The organism is Bacillus sp. NPDC093026 (genome assembly GCF_044754665.1).
Lineage (GTDB): Bacteria > Bacillota > Bacilli > Bacillales > Bacillaceae > Bacillus > Bacillus maqinnsis.
In genome coordinates this window covers 38,045-55,391 of record NZ_JBIVPN010000011.1, presented here as the reverse complement: position 1 = coordinate 55,391, position 17,347 = coordinate 38,045, and the positions used below count along the sequence as shown (strand labels likewise).

Annotated in this window: 17 protein-coding genes and 1 pseudogene; all 18 read right to left on the bottom strand. The window is 40.9% G+C overall.

Annotated features, from left to right (window positions below):
• Positions 1-294 precede the first annotated feature (294 nt).
• Positions 295-1,794 (bottom strand): lysine--tRNA ligase, encoded by a 1,500-nt coding sequence (lysS, locus tag ACIQCE_RS16155; RefSeq protein WP_400496023.1) that lies wholly within the window; start codon positions 1,792-1,794, stop codon positions 295-297.
• Positions 1,795-1,884: 90 nt separating this feature from the next.
• A complete protein-coding gene (gene dusB, locus ACIQCE_RS16150) occupies positions 1,885-2,886 on the bottom strand; it encodes a tRNA dihydrouridine synthase DusB (protein WP_400496022.1) in 1,002 nt (333 codons plus the stop codon).
• Positions 2,879-3,112, bottom strand: a complete 234-nt coding sequence (locus ACIQCE_RS16145) for a helix-turn-helix domain-containing protein (RefSeq protein ID WP_353854035.1) — start codon at positions 3,110-3,112, stop codon at positions 2,879-2,881. Before ACIQCE_RS16145 ends, dusB begins: the two co-directional genes overlap by 8 nt.
• Complete coding sequence (gene folK, locus ACIQCE_RS16140) at positions 3,064-3,567, bottom strand: 2-amino-4-hydroxy-6-hydroxymethyldihydropteridine diphosphokinase (protein WP_400496020.1); 504 nt, start codon at positions 3,565-3,567, stop codon at positions 3,064-3,066. The genes ACIQCE_RS16145 and folK overlap by 49 nt, the downstream gene beginning before the upstream one ends.
• Positions 3,564-3,926, bottom strand: a complete 363-nt coding sequence (gene folB, locus ACIQCE_RS16135; RefSeq protein ID WP_400496026.1) for a dihydroneopterin aldolase — start codon at positions 3,924-3,926, stop codon at positions 3,564-3,566. The genes folK and folB overlap by 4 nt, the downstream gene beginning before the upstream one ends.
• Positions 3,919-4,776, bottom strand: a complete 858-nt coding sequence (gene folP, locus ACIQCE_RS16130) for a dihydropteroate synthase (protein WP_400496019.1) — start codon at positions 4,774-4,776, stop codon at positions 3,919-3,921. Before folP ends, folB begins: the two co-directional genes overlap by 8 nt.
• A gap of 9 nt (positions 4,777-4,785) precedes the next feature.
• Positions 4,786-5,634, bottom strand: coding sequence for an aminodeoxychorismate lyase (gene pabC, locus ACIQCE_RS16125; protein WP_400496018.1), 849 nt, complete (start codon positions 5,632-5,634; stop codon positions 4,786-4,788).
• A complete protein-coding gene (pabA, locus tag ACIQCE_RS16120; protein WP_400496016.1) occupies positions 5,631-6,224 on the bottom strand; it encodes an aminodeoxychorismate/anthranilate synthase component II in 594 nt (197 codons plus the stop codon). The genes pabC and pabA overlap by 4 nt, the downstream gene beginning before the upstream one ends.
• Positions 6,225-6,237: 13 nt before the next feature.
• Positions 6,238-7,656 (bottom strand): anthranilate synthase component I family protein, encoded by a 1,419-nt coding sequence (locus ACIQCE_RS16115; RefSeq protein WP_400496014.1) that lies wholly within the window; start codon positions 7,654-7,656, stop codon positions 6,238-6,240.
• Positions 7,657-7,781: 125 nt separating this feature from the next.
• Positions 7,782-8,705: a cysteine synthase A gene (gene cysK / locus ACIQCE_RS16110; protein WP_353854041.1), complete on the bottom strand. Its 924-nt coding sequence runs from the start codon at positions 8,703-8,705 to the stop codon at positions 7,782-7,784.
• Positions 8,706-8,782: 77 nt separating this feature from the next.
• A complete protein-coding gene (locus tag ACIQCE_RS16105) occupies positions 8,783-9,691 on the bottom strand; it encodes a peptidyl-prolyl cis-trans isomerase (RefSeq protein ID WP_400496011.1) in 909 nt (302 codons plus the stop codon).
• A 46-nt stretch (positions 9,692-9,737) separates the two neighbouring features.
• Positions 9,738-10,613 (bottom strand): Hsp33 family molecular chaperone HslO, encoded by an 876-nt coding sequence (gene hslO, locus ACIQCE_RS16100; protein WP_400496010.1) that lies wholly within the window; start codon positions 10,611-10,613, stop codon positions 9,738-9,740.
• Positions 10,614-10,627: 14 nt separating this feature from the next.
• A complete protein-coding gene (locus tag ACIQCE_RS16095) occupies positions 10,628-11,404 on the bottom strand; it encodes a type III pantothenate kinase (protein WP_400496008.1) in 777 nt (258 codons plus the stop codon).
• A gap of 159 nt (positions 11,405-11,563) precedes the next feature.
• On the bottom strand, positions 11,564-13,462 hold the full coding sequence (gene ftsH, locus ACIQCE_RS16090) for an ATP-dependent zinc metalloprotease FtsH (protein WP_400496006.1): 1,899 nt from the start codon (positions 13,460-13,462) through the stop codon (positions 11,564-11,566).
• A 95-nt stretch (positions 13,463-13,557) separates the two neighbouring features.
• A complete protein-coding gene (gene hpt, locus ACIQCE_RS16085) occupies positions 13,558-14,097 on the bottom strand; it encodes a hypoxanthine phosphoribosyltransferase (RefSeq protein WP_008357399.1) in 540 nt (179 codons plus the stop codon).
• Positions 14,094-15,516: pseudogene (gene tilS, locus ACIQCE_RS16080) on the bottom strand (tRNA lysidine(34) synthetase TilS). Before tilS ends, hpt begins: the two are co-directional and overlap by 4 nt.
• 96 nt (positions 15,517-15,612) lie before the next feature.
• Positions 15,613-16,620: a protein kinase domain-containing protein gene (locus ACIQCE_RS16075; protein WP_400496003.1), complete on the bottom strand. Its 1,008-nt coding sequence runs from the start codon at positions 16,618-16,620 to the stop codon at positions 15,613-15,615.
• Positions 16,604-17,341 (bottom strand): vWA domain-containing protein, encoded by a 738-nt coding sequence (locus ACIQCE_RS16070; RefSeq protein WP_034284249.1) that lies wholly within the window; start codon positions 17,339-17,341, stop codon positions 16,604-16,606. The genes ACIQCE_RS16075 and ACIQCE_RS16070 overlap by 17 nt, the downstream gene beginning before the upstream one ends.
• Positions 17,342-17,347: the final 6 nt, after the last annotated feature.

Below are 17,347 nucleotides of genomic sequence, written 5' to 3'. Positions count from 1 at the left end.
CCTATGATGTATCATAGGATTTTTTATCAAATCTCGAATGAACAGGTACGTTTTGTCTTGTTTAGTTTTCAAAGATCATTTCATTATCGCTCATAGGCGACTTTAATATGCTATCATTTCGCATCGGTTAAAGTCAAGAATTTTTTCAACTTCTTTTTCAACCTTGTTGCTGTTTTGCGGCAACGAATAATAATATACCACCTTGTTTCTTTACTTGCAATAGATTTTTTAAAAAAAGTTTCATTTTAAGAAAAAATAAAGCGCCATTTGTAAAACGGCGCTTTTATTGATGGATTAACGGTTTCTCATTTGCGGGAAAAGCAATACATCTCGGATTGAAGGTGAATTTGTCAACAACATAATCAATCGATCGATACCGATACCTAATCCACCAGTTGGAGGCATTCCATATTCTAATGCTTCAACAAAGTCGTCATCCATCAGATGTGCTTCATCATTTCCTTCTTCACGTTCTTTTAATTGAGCTTCAAAGCGTTCTCTTTGATCGATAGGATCGTTCAGCTCTGTAAATGCATTCGCATGCTCACGACGTACAATAAACAGCTCAAAACGATCAGTAAAACGAGGATCTTCAGGATTTTTCTTTGCTAAAGGAGAAATCTCAACCGGATGTCCATAAATAAAGGTAGGTTGAATCAATGTTTCTTCTACCTTTTGTTCAAAGAACTCATTAATAATATGACCCACTGTCATATTTTTCGTAATTTCAATCCCATGATCAGCAGCATGTTGCTTCGCTTCTTCTATAGACATCTCTTTCCAGAAGTCTACACCTGTTGCTTCTTTAACCGCTTCAACCATATGAAGCCTCTTCCATTGAGGTTTTAGATCGATTTCATCTTCTCCATATTGAATGGTCGTTGTTCCCAATACTTCTTGTGCAATGTGGGCAATGAGGTTTTCAGTCAGGTTCATGATATCTTGATAATCTGCATATGCTTCATATAATTCGATCATTGTAAATTCTGGGTTGTGGCGGGTAGATACACCTTCGTTACGGAATACGCGTCCAATCTCGTATACTTTCTCTAGTCCGCCCACGATCAGACGTTTCAAGTGCAACTCAATTGCAATACGCATATATAGCGGCATATCAAGTGCATTATGATGAGTAATAAAAGGACGTGCTGATGCACCGCCAGGAATGCTATGCATAGTTGGCGTTTCAACTTCTAGGTATCCTTTAGAATCTAAGTATCTTCTCATTGATTGAATGATTTTGCTTCGCATGATGAACGTTTGCTTACTTTCAGGATTTACAATCAGGTCAAGGTAACGCTGACGATAACGTTGTTCAACATCTTTTAGACCATGATATTTATCAGGAAGGGGTCGAAGTGCTTTTGTCAGAATCTCAAAACTAGTCGCTTTAATAGAAAGCTCTCCTACATTCGTTTTAAATACCGTTCCTTTGACACCAATAATGTCGCCTAGGTCAGAGCTTTTAAATAGCTCGTAAGCTACTTCTCCTACACTATCTTTACGAACGTAAATTTGGATTTGTCCTTCTAAGTCTTGAATGTGCGCAAAACCAGCTTTACCTTTTCCTCGCTTTGTCATCATACGACCAGCAATTGTCACCTGTGCAGCTTTTTCTTCTAAATCTTCTTTAGAAAATTTGTCAAATTCTGCGATAATCTGTGCAGATTGATGAGAACGGTCATATCGCTCACCAAAAGGATCGATACCCTCTTCTCGCATTTTATTCATTTTGTCACGTCTGACTTGGAATTGATCATTTAATTCTTCGTTATTAAGCCCTTCATTACTCATTTATCTCACTCCAATAATTAATTTTGCAGAGAAAAGCAGAAAAACTGCCAGTACATACACTCGCAGTGAGCTGCAATAGAAAAGATCGTCTTATCCTACTTTTATACTTTGAAGCTCTTTTGCCTCGGCTTCGATCGTAAAATTATCAAGAATCTTTACAAGCTCAGCCCTTGTTTCGCATTGATTAATTTTATTCCTTACTTCGGCGTTACCGCGTACGCCTTTTAGATACCATGCTGCATGTTTTCTCATTTCTCTTACAGCGACATGTTCACCTTTTAGGTCAATGAGCCTGTCTAAGTGAAGTTTACAGACAGACATTTTTTCATGTACTTTCGGCTCTTCTTTTAATTCACCCGTTTCTAAATAATGAACCGTACGATAAATCATCCATGGGTTTCCTAGTGCTGCTCGACCGATCATGACAGCATCCACACCTGTTTCATCAAGCATACGTTTTGCATCTTGAGGGGTCTTGACATCACCATTTCCTATGACAGGAATAGATACGGATTGCTTCACCTCTTTAATGATATCCCAATTTGCTGTACCTTCGTACATTTGAACACGGGTACGACCATGAAGAGCAACCGCTTGTCCGCCTGCTCTCTCAACAGCACGGGCATTTTCAATGGCGAAGATATGATCATCATCCCAGCCCATTCTCATTTTCACAGTGACTGGTTTATCTACAGCATCAACGACAGCAGACACCATTTCATAAATCTTATTTGGATCTAGGAGCCATTTAGCGCCTGCATCACATTTTGTAATTTTTGGTACTGGACAACCCATGTTAATGTCAATAATATCAGCGGTTGTATGTTGATCAACGAATTTTGCCGCTTCTACGAGTGTGTCCTTTTCTCCTCCAAAAATCTGAAGGCTCAGTGGTTTTTCACGTTCATCAATGTAGAGCATCCCCATTGTTCTGGCGTTGTTAAGCAGAATCGCTTTGTCACTGACCATTTCAGCGCAGACTAATCCCGCTCCAAACTCCTTAACGGTTAGTCTGAAGGCTGAGTTACAAACACCAGCCATAGGCGCAAGCACAACTTTGTTTTTAATTTCAATATTGCCAATCTTAAACATCTCCACCCCTCCTTTCTTCCTCTGTTATTGGCGAAAGTTCTTCCACCGTTATATTTAAAGCATCTGCTATCTGATCAACCATTTGTTTTGTTGGTAATCGATTGCCTCGCTCAATTTCTCCTAAGACAGAGACGGAAATACTCAGCCTTTTAGCGAACCCTTCCTGAGTATACCCTTTTAGCTTTCGGTATGCACGAATTCTTCTACCCCACATGTCTTTTTCCATACACTTACACCCTCTTGGTCTGTTACGGCATTGATTTGCACTTCGCCGATTTCTGGGCAAATCTCACTCATCGGGACAAGGACGAATAAACGTTCGTACATTCTAGGATGAGGTATTACAAGTTGTTCTGATTCAATATTTTCACGATTATAAAGTAAAATGTCAAGGTCTGCCGTCCGAGGTCCCCACCTGACTTCTCTTGTCCTGCCTAACTCATGTTCAATTTGCTGTGTAAGAGCCAGTAGTTCCTCTGGACGAAGTGATGTTGAAATCTTCACCGCCATGTTCAAAAAGTCATCTTGATTCACATATCCTACTGGTGCTGTTTCGTATATAGATGATATTGATTCTACTTGGACGTCTGGATGTTCGTGCAGTTTTTTGACCGCTTCTTTTAAGTAAGTTTCTTTTTTTCCAATGTTTGAGCCTAAAGCGATATATGCTGTATTGTTCATGTGCGCGATCTCGTCATTTCAATCGCAACAGATTGATAGTGTCCTGGAATTGGGGGATCTGGCTTGATGACTTTTACTGTACATTCCTGAACTGACTGAAAATCTTTTAGTACTTGGTTTGCGATTCTCTCTGTTAATGTTTCAACCAAATTGACTGGCTCACCTTCCACAATGTTTTTGCATATTTGGTAAAGCTCTGCATAGTTAATCGTTTCATTTAAATCATCGGTTTGACCAGCTTTACTTAGATCGAGAGAAGCTATTAAATCTACACGAAATCGTTGACCTAATTTATTCTCTTCTGCAAAAACACCATGATAGCCATAAAACTCCATCCCGTTTACATAGACTTTATCGATGATAACCGCCTCCTTTATTCAGCATAGCATCCATCATTTTTGCCATTCTTGCGATTTCTTTGACATCATGGACCCGTACCATTGCACTCCCTTTTTGAATACCGAGGCAAACTGTCGCACCTGTTCCTTCAATTCGTTCGTCTGGAGGTAAGTCTAAGACTGCGCCAATGAATCGCTTTCTAGACGTAGCAAGTAATAACGGATAGCCTAGATGGCAAAATGTTTCGAGCTCATTCATAATCATTAGATTGTCTACTTTGTTTTTCGCAAAACCAATGCCAGGGTCTAGTATAATCATTTCATCACGAACACCAGCTTGTTTAACGATTTGTACACTTTCTTTTAAATCTGCAATCATATCTGAAATGAGATGTGTATAGTTTCGCTCTGGTCGATTATGCATCAAAATGATTGGAACATCATGCTTAGCAGCAACATGTGCCATTTGATCGTCTGCCTTGGCGCCCCATACGTCATTAATGATGGATACTCCGGCTTTCACAGCCTCATCAGCCACGTGAGCCTTATAGGTGTCGATTGAAATTGGAACATCCAATTCCTTTGTGATCTTCTCAATGACAGGAATGACCCTTGAGAGCTCCTCTTGCTCTGATACAAGTGCTGCACCTGGGCGGGTTGATTCTCCACCGATATCAATGATATGCGCTCCATCTTCCATCAACTGTTTCGCATGAGCCAACGCTTTATCAATTTGATTAAATTTGCCCCCATCTGAAAAAGAGTCAGGTGTGACATTTAAAATTCCCATGACCAACGTCTTTTCTTCATAACTAAGATTATGATGCTTGGCTTGTATCATTTTCGGTTGCTTGATTAACGGATGTGTCATTGCGTCCACCTACTCTGTATGTTCTAGACGTTCTTTTGTATATTGTGTTCTCAACATTGATGAGATCGTTCGTTTATCTTCCGGTAAAACGGTCTCTCCAATACTTCGGAAAGGAATGATTCCCTGTACAGAATTGGTCATCCACGCCTCATCCGCTGAGAGTATATGCAATACTGGGTATTGTCCTTCTTTTAGTAAAGCTCCCTGTTCACGAAGAGTTTCTATACAATATCGACGTGTGACACCGTTTAATATGCCTGTGTCGAGTGACGGTGTATAGATCACATCTCCCTTTCGCCAAAACACATTCGAGGTAATTCCTTCTGCAACACAATCTTCTTTTGTCAAAAAAATGCCTTCCATTGATGGATCGTTCCCGATTTCTCTTTTAGCGAGAAGGTTGTTCATGTAATGATGAGACTTGAGCCGTCTTGGACCTTCTGGTGTGTTTCTTCTCGTCTGAAGAATGACTCCTTGTTTCTCTTCTAAAACCGATTCAGGTTGAAATGGGGAAATCATGACAAAAATCACTGGGTTCTGATATGAGTCAGCAGAAAACCCATTGCCTCTACCTGCAGAGACATTGAAACGAACCCTCGCATGACCATCTGTTAATTCGTTTTTTTTCAGCAAGGTTTGAATGATGTCGAGTACAAATGGTTTCTCTATTGTGGACTCGATGCAAAGGTCAAGAAGTGATTGATTGAGCCTTTCAAGATGCCAATCTAACAGGAAAACTTGTCCTGCAAGGCTGGTAAATGTTTCGAATACACCGATGCCATATAGAAAACCATGATCAAAAGGAGAAAGAGTCGCTTCTTTCTCCTCTATATACTGACCGTTCAGATAAATGATCATACGTTCACTTCATGTCCCTTTGTGTGATAGGTTTCAATGAAGTTCTTGAGCATTTCTTTCCCAAAGGAGGTCATAATTGATTCAGGATGGAACTGGACACTTTCAATCGGCAGTTCCTTGTGGCGAATGGCCATGAGCTCGCCTTCTTTTGTTCTAGCTGTAGCCACAAAGCACTCCGGCAGCGTCTCGTCCTTGACAATCAATGAATGATATCTCGTCGCTACGAGCGGGTTTGGAAGACCTGTGAAAACGCCCTTTCCGTCATGCACAATCTTTGACGTTTTGCCATGCATTAATCGCTCCGCTCGAATGACATCTCCGCCAAATACTTGTGCTATGGATTGGTGACCTAAACACACACCAAAAATCGGGATTTTCCCAGCAAAATGTTTGATGGCCTCCATACTAATTCCAGCTTCATCAGGACTGCATGGTCCTGGAGAAATCATGAGAAAATCTGGCGTGAGCTGTTCAATTTCTTGGATCGTCACTTGATCATTCCGTTTGACGACCAATTCCTCACCAAGCTCACCTAAGTACTGAACCAAGTTGTACGTGAATGAATCATAATTATCAATCATTAATATCATACTCTGCTCACCTCTAACTCAAAATAGTCTCTTCTTCGCTCAACTGTAATGCTTTTTTCACAGCATAGGCTTTTTTAATGGATTCTTTGTATTCGTGCTTTGGCACAGAGTCAATGACAATGCCGGCACCTGACTGCATAAATGCCCTGCCTTCTGTACAATATGCCGTACGAATGACGATATTAAAGTGCATATCTTGATTAAATCCAAACCAGCCTATAGATCCAGTATAAAGCCCTCGTCTTGTTGGCTCAAGCTCTTCTATAATTTCCATTGTTCTTACTTTTGGTGCACCGGTAATAGTTCCACCAGGGAATACGGCTCGCATCACATCTACCGCATCACAATCATCACGCAACTCCCCTTTCACATTAGACACAATGTGCATCACGTGTGAATATTTTTCAATCGCCATAAATTCATTCACCTGCACTGACCCATAAGTGGACACTCGTCCAAGATCATTCCTTTCAAGGTCAACGAGCATCACATGCTCTGCACGTTCTTTTTCATTTTCAATGAGTTCTTTTGCAAGCGCCTGGTCCTCTGCTTCATCTTTGCCTCTTGATCTTGTACCAGCGATCGGTCGGGTTTCTAATTGTGTTCCTTTTTTCTTTATGAGTAGCTCTGGTGATCCACAAACAATTTGGAAATCGGGCGTATGCACATATGACATATATGGAGACGGATTGACTTGACGCAGTATTTTGTAAAGTTCATATGGATGAGTACGAAGCTGTTCTTCTTGTCTGATGGATAGGTTCACCTGGAACACATCACCGTTTGTGATATATTGCTTAATCTTATCTACTGCTTCGCCGAAGGTTTCCTCAGTAAAAGGTGCTGCTGTTACAAATTCTGAGGAAGGCGCTTTTACTGGCGAATATGTTGATTCGTCTGAGGTACTTGTCCAGCTTTGTTTCAATTCTTCTATTCTTCGATGAGCAGTAGCGACAGGCTCCTCTTCATGTGTATGAGTGATAAGCCAAAGAACTCCTTCTTGATGATCATAAACAGCGACATCATTAAACACGAGGAAATACATATCAGGTGTTTTGAGATCATCAATTGATAGCATTTTAAAATGCTCTATATATCTTGCATAATCATAACTTAAAAACCCAATCGCTCCTCCTTGAAAGTCAGGGTACTCCTCGTTCGTTTCGGTTTGAAAAGTTTGAAACCACTCAGCAAATACCCTTAGTGGATCACCTTCTTTAAACAGCGTCTCATCTTGATAATGAATTGTCGTCATCCCATCTTTTCCTTTAGCGGTGGCTATCGGATTGATGCCTGCAATGCTATATGCTCCCCCGCGTGCACTTTCAAGAAGAACATGGTGTGTTTCACGTGCAGATAGTTGTTCATATCTCTTTAAGAACTGATCTTTCGTAAAAGGAATTTTGATGCCCGTCGGCCTGCGTTGTGTCATGTTATCATCCTTTTTTATTTTCATTACCCCTATTTTAATGCAATCCTTTTTATTTAGAAAATAGTATTTGCTGTCCATCTTCAAAATTCGTAAAAAAACCCCAGCAAATGCTGGGGACATGTTGTTTAATCGAATTGATAAAGAGGTGTACTTAGGTAACGCTCACCATTACTTGGGATAATCGCTAAGACTTTTTTCCCTTTACCAAGCTTCTTCGCTGTTTGAAGTGCTGCGTATATGGCTGCACCAGAAGAGATTCCTCCAAGGATTCCTTCTTCTTTTGCCGCTTTTCTTGCAAACTCAAATGCATCTTCGTTTCGAACTTGGATAATGTCGTCATACACTTCCGTATTCAAGATAGAAGGAACAAACCCTGCTCCAATCCCTTGAATTTTATGCGGTCCTGGCTTTCCTCCTGACAATACAGGAGAGTCAGTTGGTTCAACTGCATAGACTTTAATAGATGGGATGGCTTCTTTTAATACTTCACCAGCACCAGTAATCGTTCCACCCGTACCAACACCTGCAATAAATGCATCAAGCTGACCATCAAACTGTTCAAGAATTTCTTTTCCAGTCGTACGGCGGTGAATTTCAGCATTTGCTTCGTTGTTAAATTGCTGCGGCATGAAATAACCGTGCTCTTCCGCAAGTTCTTCCGCTTTTTTAATGGCACCTTTCATCCCTTCTGCACCTGGTGTCAATACAAGCTCTGCACCGTAAGCGCGTAATAGGTTGCGGCGCTCCTGGCTCATTGTATCCGGCATGACTAAAATCGCTTTGATCCCTTTGGCTGCCGCCACCATCGCAAGACCAATTCCAGTGTTGCCACTTGTTGGTTCAATCAGCGTGTCGCCTGCTTTTAATTTGCCTTTTTCTTCAGCGTCTTCGATCATCGCTAACGCAATACGATCTTTTACACTGCTTCCTGGGTTCATATATTCAAGTTTTAAGTAGACATCCGCACTGTCTTCATCTACTAAACGGTTTAATTTAACGACTGGTGTATTTCCTATTAGTTCAAAAATTGAATTTGCAATACGAGCCATCACTAACACCTCTATCTCCGAGTAATTTTATTGTATTAATAATAAATTATCAATTTCGAAAAATTTTGTCAATGCTTTTAGTCCTGCTCTCCATCGTAAAACCATGTGACTTTTGCTTCTTTCCACAGGGTTTTGACATTCGCCTTTTCGCCTAAGTCCTCCATGGCGATCTGCCTTTTGATCTGATCTTTGACATCTTCATAAGAGAAGGAACGACCATTTAATTTTTCTTTTAATTGAATAATGGCATATCCATTTTTGGTCTCAATGGGTTCTTTCGTCCATTCGTTCAGTTGAAGCTTTTGGGCTTGTTGTATGTATAAGGCGGGGATATTTTCTTGTTCTTCTGTCACAAAGCCAAGATCTCCCCCATAAGGCGAGGTGTAACGATCAGTAGAACGTTCGGCTGCCACAGCTTCAAAGCTTGATCCACCTTTGAGTTCTTTTAATACTTTCTCTGCCTCTTCTTTTGTCTTTACCACAATATGACGAATACGATAAGAGTCATCATATTGATATAAGTCTTTATTTTCTTCATAAAAGGCTCTGGCTTCTTTGTCAGATACAACTGCATCTCTCGTCAGGAGCTGTTCTAGTAAGATATTGTAACGAATTTGCTCCTTCCATTCTTTCTCGCTTGTATGACCATCCTCGTAGAAATTATTATTGACAGCTTTGAGCATGAGCAATTCTCTGTTAATTTCCTCTGACGATACCTTGAGCTGATTTTCTTTTGCAAGCTGATTCACAACCTGTTGATTAATCATTTGCTCAAGCGTTGCCTTACCGTAGCGGTCCTCCATCTTCTTAAGCCATTGTTGACGGGTTATTTTCTCTTTTCCGATTGATGCAATTTCTTCACCGCCCTTACCGGTTGAAGAAGCCTGCGACATTTGTGTTTTTGTCAGTACATATGCAATGACAACAGCATTGATCATGAGCAACACAAGGATAAATGTCCATACCGCTCTTGCTTTTAGTCTCATCTTTCGTCTCCTTTCCATAATAAAAAGAAAACCCGCTACCTAGAGCTTAGCGGGTTGTTTCTTCACGTAGCTCTTCTAGCTCTTCTTTTGTAAATACATACGTTTCGTTACAAAAATGGCATTGAGCTTCTGCTTGTCCGTCTTTTTCAATCATATCATCAATTTCGGCTTTGCCTAAGCTGATAATGCCAGACGCAAACCGTTCTTTTGAACAATTACAATAGAATTCGACAGGTACAGTTTCTAGAATTTGAGGTTTTTCACCGAGAACTTCTTCTAAAATCTCTTCTGGTGACATTCCTTTTTCAATGAGTTTAGAGATTGGTTCAATGGTTGATAGGCGTTTTTCAAGCCTTTCAATGACATGGTCTTCTGTGCCCGGCAGCAATTGAATGATGAAGCCGCCTGCTGCTAGGATGGAGTTATCTGGATTCACAAGGACACCCACTCCTACAGAGGAAGGTACTTGCTCAGAAGAGACGAGATAATAAGTGAAATCATCACCAATTTCACCTGAGACAATTTCTGTTTGTCCTGTGAAGTGCTCTCTCAGACCTATGTCTTTGACGACACTTAAGGTTCCTGTCGTTCCAACTGCACGTCTGACATCTAACTTGCCATGTTCATTTAAGTCGAAGTGAACTTGAGGATTCGTGACATATCCACGCACCTGACCTTTTGCATTACTATCGGCAATAATTGCTCCGATTGGTCCACCGCCTTCTATTTTGACAGAAAGTTTATGCTCACCCTTTAGCATGGCCCCCATCATCACAGTAGCAGTCATTGTTCTTCCAATTGCTGCTGATGCAGTCGGCCAAGTATAATGTCTTCTTTGTGCTTCGTTAATTGTATCTGTTGTGTTAGCAGCATAGGCGCGGACTTTGCCGTCATACGCTAACGCTTTAACTAAGTAATCCATTTTGATTTAACCTCCTATCGTACACTGACACGATTCCGTTCGTAAATTAATTGAAGTCCTTTTAGGGTTAAGAACGGGTCGACAACATCAATACAGTCTGACTCATGACCAATTAATGTAGACAGACCGCCTGTTGCGATGACTTTCGGTGTTTGTTTTGCTTGTTGTTTCATTCGCTTCACTATTCCCTCAACTTGTCCAACATATCCATATAGGATACCTGATTGCATCGCACTGATGGTGTTTTTTCCTACGATATGATCCGGACGGACAATTTCAATTCTTGGTAGTTTCGCCGCTCTTGTATACAAAGCCTCTGTTGAAATGGTAATACCTGGTGCAATGGCTCCACCCATGTATTGTTTTTGTTCATTGATATAGCAATAGGTCGTTGCTGTTCCAAAGTCAACCACGATAAGAGGTGCTCCATAAAGGTGAATAGCTGCAACCGCATTGACAATTCGATCAGCTCCCACTTCCTTTGGGTTATCACACATAATGTTAAGTCCCGTCTTCATTCCAGGTCCAACAATTTGGGGCGTAATGTGAAAGTACTTCTCACACATTCTTTCTAACGCAAACATCATTGGCGGGACAACAGATGAAATGATAATGCCTTCAATTTGGTCAAACATTAATCCGACATAATCAAATAGTGACCGAATCGACATGCCAAATTCATCTTCTGTTTTGTGACGGCTTGTTTCAATTCGCCAATGGTAGTTCAGATCGCCATTATGATAAACACCTAAAACGGTATTTGTATTTCCTACATCTATCACGAGTAACAACTTTATCACCACTTTGAATAGTTTCTCAAAAGATCATATTTCGACTTTCTATCATACCATACACGAATTGAGTTCCATTTGTAAACAATTCGAAATCAATCCATTCATGAAACGAAATAAAAAGCTGCCGGTGATACCAGCAGCTTTCAGGAAAGGAGATTAGATCTCCTTATCTTCCTTTTTCTTGATATTTACTTTCACATCATCTTTTTTCTCTTCATCATCTGCGTATACACGCTCTGGAAGTTTTCCAGTTTCGTAAAGAGATTTAATTTGTTCAGCATCTAATGTTTCAACTTCTAGAAGCGCTTGTGCAATAATCTCTAACTTATCTTTATTCTCAGTGAGAATTTGTTTCGCACGCTCGTAGCTCTCCTTGATGAAACGCTGAACTTCTAGGTCGATTTCGTAAGCAATGGCTTCACTATAATTCGGCTCATTGTTGAAATCACGTCCAAGGAAAACCTGACCTTGCGATTGACCAAATTGAAGCGGTCCAAGTTTATCGGACATACCAAACTCGGTTACCATTTTACGTGCAATGCCTGTCGCACGCTGGAAGTCATTATGAGCACCAGTACTCACTTCACCAAAAGTGATTTCCTCTGCCACACGTCCTCCGAGCAAGCCGACAATTTTGTCAAGAAGCTCTGGCTTCGTTTGGAAATAGCGATCTTCTCTCGGAAGCATCACAGCATAGCCACCCGCCTGTCCACGAGGAACGATTGTAACCTTATGCACCATGTCTGCTTCGTCAAGGACAAGTCCAATGACGGTATGACCCGCTTCATGATATGCGACGATATTACGTTCTTTCTTCGAAATGACACGGCTTTTCTTAGCCGGACCAGCGATGACACGGTCAGTCGCTTCATCTATATCACGCATATCAATTTTCTTTTTGTTTTGACGGGCAGCCACAAGTGCTGCTTCGTTTAGTAAGTTCTCAAGGTCTGCACCAGAGAATCCTGGGGTTCTACTTGCAATGGCTTTCAAGTTCACTGTCTCATCAAGCGGTTTGTTTTTCGCATGAACCTTCAGTACTTCTTCACGTCCAATGACATCTGGGCGGTCTACCGTAATTTGACGGTCGAAACGTCCCGGACGCAACAATGCAGGGTCTAGTATATCTGCACGGTTGGTCGCAGCAATGATAATGATTCCTTCATTGGCGCTGAAACCATCCATTTCAACAAGAAGCTGGTTAAGCGTCTGCTCACGCTCGTCATGACCGCCGCCAAGACCTGCTCCACGCTGACGACCTACTGCATCAATCTCATCAATAAAGATTAAGCAAGGTGCATTTTTTTTCGCATTTTCAAATAAATCACGCACACGTGATGCACCGACACCGACGAACATCTCAACGAAGTCAGAACCACTAATGCTAAAGAAAGGAACGCCTGCTTCTCCTGCAGCTGCTCTTGCAAGCAATGTTTTACCTGTACCTGGAGGTCCTACTAGTAAAACCCCTTTAGGAATTCTTGCGCCAAGCTCAGCAAATTTACGCGGATCCTTCAGGAATTCAACGACCTCTACAAGCTCTTGCTTTTCTTCATCTGCACCCGCAACATCTTTGAATTTCACACGCTTCTTCTCTTCTGTGTAAAGCTTTGCTTTACTTTTACCAAAGTTCATCACTCGGCTCCCGCCGCCCTGAGCTTGGTTCAATAAGAAGAAGAATAAGATAAAGATGATGATAAATGGAATAATAGTCGTCAGAACTGTCAGCCATCCATTTGTTTCAGGTGCTGGTTCTACTTTTACATCTGTCTTCTTCAGTGCACTGTAAATTTGGTCAACACCTTGACCATCAGGAACATGGGTAATGAAATATTGATCTTTCTTCGCGCCCGTTAATTGACCACGAATTTCATAAACCCCTCTTACAGGCTGAATGGAGATACTCTCCACTTTTCCCGCACTTAGATTTTGCGAAAATTTGCTGTAAGACATGTTCTCAGGTTTTGCATTTGGAGATCCTAACCAACTAACGACCCCAATCACAAGTAGTAAAATAAGTATATAAAAAATCGTATTACGAAAAACCCGATTCATTCCTTACCTCCTCCCACAGTAAGCACAACTATGTTCAATAGTATCATAGAAAATCATTCCAACACAACCAATAACCTCATGTACACGTATGCTGATTAGCCTTCGTAAACAGATGGTTTTAACACTCCAATATACGGGAGGTTTCGGTAACGTTCAGCAAAATCCAATCCATAGCCAACAACAAATGCATCTGGCACTTCAAAACCAACATAATCTGCTTTGATGTCTGCTTTGCGACCGCTTGGTTTATCTAGCAATGTGACAATTTTAATGGAATTTGCTTTACGGTATCGGAAAAGCTCTACCAGATAACTCAAAGTTAACCCACTGTCGATGATGTCTTCCATAATTAGAATATCTCTTCCTTCAACAGAAGTATCTAAATCCTTAATGATTTTGACTTCTCCAGAAGATACGGTAGACTTTCCATAGCTTGATACATCCATAAAGTCAAGCTCTAAATATGTATCAATGTGTTTGATCAGGTCTGCCATGAATGGAAGAGCCCCTTTCAAAACACCAATCGCCAAGGGAAATTTACCATCATAATCGCTGGTTAATGTTGCGCCCAGTTCTTTTACTTTTTGCTGGATCTCCTCTTCTGAGATCAAAATCTTTTCAATATCTTGTTTCATGCTTTTGCTTGCCCCCTACAAATTTTCGTGCTGCCTATATTGTAATACAATGAGATCGCTGTTTGTCATATCAATTTCTTCAAAAACGGATTTTTTCAAACCTGGTATCCAGATGATTTGATGATCCGAGTCAGTAACGATCGGCCAGCTGTCTCTTTTTGCAAGAGGCACTTTTTTATCAATAAATATATCCTTCACCTTTTTTGATCCATTCATTCCTTTTAGTTTGATCCGATCACCATTTTTTCTTGATCGAATGATTAAAGGGAGACGAACATGATCTTTTTGTAGTAAGAAAAAACTATTCCCGTTCTGCGCATCCTTCGGAACATGATTTGATACCACAATGGACATACCATTTGGGAGAAGAAGTTCCTCTCCTGGCTCAGCTTTAAGTTGCAGAGCGTAAGGACTGTCCAATAGAAGCGATCGTTCAAAGGTAAACATACAGTGATCATATGATTTGACAGCCTGTAAACCCTTTGGCAAATCCAATGATCCAGACGGTTGATCCGTATGAGATAACCAGTCTAAAGTCCCTAGAATATGCTGGTTTGAAAACGCTGATTGAATGTTTTCATAAAGATAGTTTAATATTAGTTGAATGCCTCTTCTTTGTAAAGGCAAAGGCAGGTCAAGCAAAGGCTTCGTTTTGATCTCAATTTGTTTAGGAGTTTGACTTGTGATTACCTTATTCATTTGTTTCTTAGTTAATGCCTGCAAGTATTGTTCGTCCTCAGTCAGCATGTCACTCACAAACTGGAAGCTTTTATGCATATGAGGTGCTTCTTCTTTTAATACGGGAAGAATGTGTCTTCTTATCCGATTTCTCAAGTAGTCATCTGAATAATTGCTCTGATCAGTCACGTATGGAACATTTTCTTTTTCACATGCTTTTAGTACTTCGTCCTTAGAATAGCCAATCAACGGACGAATCAGCCAGCCATCTTGAAAGGGGCGCTTCGCCTGTATACCTGCAAGCCCTATTCCAACGGTCCCTCTAGTCAGTCTCATCAACATCGTTTCTACTTGATCGTCTCCATGATGTGCAAGCGCTATAAATCGCGCATTGTACTGCACCATCAATTGACGAAAAAATGCATATCTGCATTCTCTTGCAGCTACCTGTTTGTTTAAGCGATTTTCTTTTGCATATTGGGTGACCTGTATGCGGGCCGATTCAAATGGGATATCTTGCTCATCACAGTAAGCTTCAACAAATGTCAAATCAGCGTATGATTCCTCTCCTCTGAACATGTGATCAACATGGGCTGCAATCAACTGAAAAGAACCTTTTCGACGCTTGTTTAACTCATGCAATAACAGCATAGAATCCGGTCCGCCGGAAACCCCGACAATGACTGTCGTATTTTTAAGTAAAACATTATGTTTTTTCAAAAAAACATCAATTCTATTCACAACTGCCTCCTCACAAAGAGCAGGTAATTTAAAAGATATACATATCCTATCACTTTAAGTTGCTCCAAGCAAAGAAGAAGCATGTTTTTTTACACCTTATAATAGGAATAGAACGACATATGCACAGTAAAGAGCGAGAACGCTGCACACGATGAGAATGGTTTCAAAAAGCCCTCCTGATTTTTTATGAACAGTCGACCTTTTGGCCGCAACCACTCGTGATCGTGAAGTCGCATTGTGCTTTTGAGTTACAGCAGGTGAATGTCTCCTTTTTGGTGTTGGCTTCTTTTGATGATTTTTTCTTGTAGCGAGTATTTGATCTTCTCTCAGCATGGCGCTTTTCATGTCTGTTGCTGTTTGATATTTCCCTTGAAGTGCGGTCTTTAATACCCCTTCATATCGTTTTAATAAAGGATGCCCTTCAATGGCTCGATAAAGCTGTTTTTTAGGTTCCGGTCCTTTTTTAAACTCCTTTTTATAGGCACAGTTCACCATCACCATACACAAGGCAAATAGATCATAAGTCGGTTCCGCTTTTCTTGTACCGAATCCCCAATAGCCGCGATCGAAAAACTCTGTATACTCCTTGATTGCTCTTCCCGCCTTTGTTGTCCCGCCGACATCAACACACCGAATTGTCGCAGGAGGACCTGATACGATCAAATTATCTGGCTTTAAGTCGCCAAAAATCCAGCCTTCTTTATGTAAATGAGCAAGATTAGACAATAGTTGAACCATTAATACAACAATCCACTCATCGCCTTTTTGTTTCACAAAGTCCAGCAGCAATGGCCCCCTGACATATTCCATGACGTAAAATGAACACTTTTGAGACATTCCGGGGTAGATGGCGTCGTCCATATCATAAAAAGAAGGCCCCATTGTTTTCACAGGAGCCTTTGAAAAGGATTTTAATACATTGACTTCAGATGCAATAAGCATGCTGTCATCACTCACTTTTATGGCAACTTGCCCATTTGGCGCATCGGCAAGATAGACTACACCGTTCGCCCCTTTTCCCAGCTCTTTTGCAATACGGTAATGATGATTGTGCCATTTCCCTTTTATCACCGTGCCTAACGGGATGTTAGAAGCCGAATTCATCATCATGCTCTTCCTTTGCTTCAAGCAATCCTTTACGTGAACGAACTGATTTAAAATGTTGGAGTGCTTCTCGGAGAGCTGGTCCAGTCGGGGTGATCCCTCCAGTGGTCAGCTTCGGGAAAATAGATGATAGCGAATCGAATCGAGGTGTCCAATTCAACACGATTTCTGCATCTGAGTTTTTCCCGGGAAATACACACATCCCAAACTGATTTTCACCAATTCTTGAATTTAAACTAATGGAAAGGTCAATGAGTGCCTCTTTGACTGTTGGCAGCTTCGGTTTCATACTTGCACTTGTATCCACAAGTACAAGAACTTGAAGGTGAACAGTCTCTCCTAACTCATCGACAACTTCCATCACTTCACCACGTTTATCAGGCGGGAGCTCTTCAATCTCAGCATCTTTGCCTAAAATTTGCTGCAATTCTTTATTCACAACACCTTGCAGTGTTTGTGTCATGGCCTTTTTTGTGACCATTTGTACTGTCTGAGATAATTGTTGGACGTAGACGACCTGATGAATTCCTCCGCCTGCTAATGCAATGCCTTCCACTTCTTTCATCGCTTCATGATCGTGTCTATTTTCTTCCATAATGCCAATAACATTGACTGTAATTCCTTGTTCCTTTGCCAATGAGGCGATCGCAAGTGGATCTTCCCCATGATTGGAGCAGCCATCTGTAATCAATAAGATTTGGTTTACATGACCTTTTCGCATCTTCAT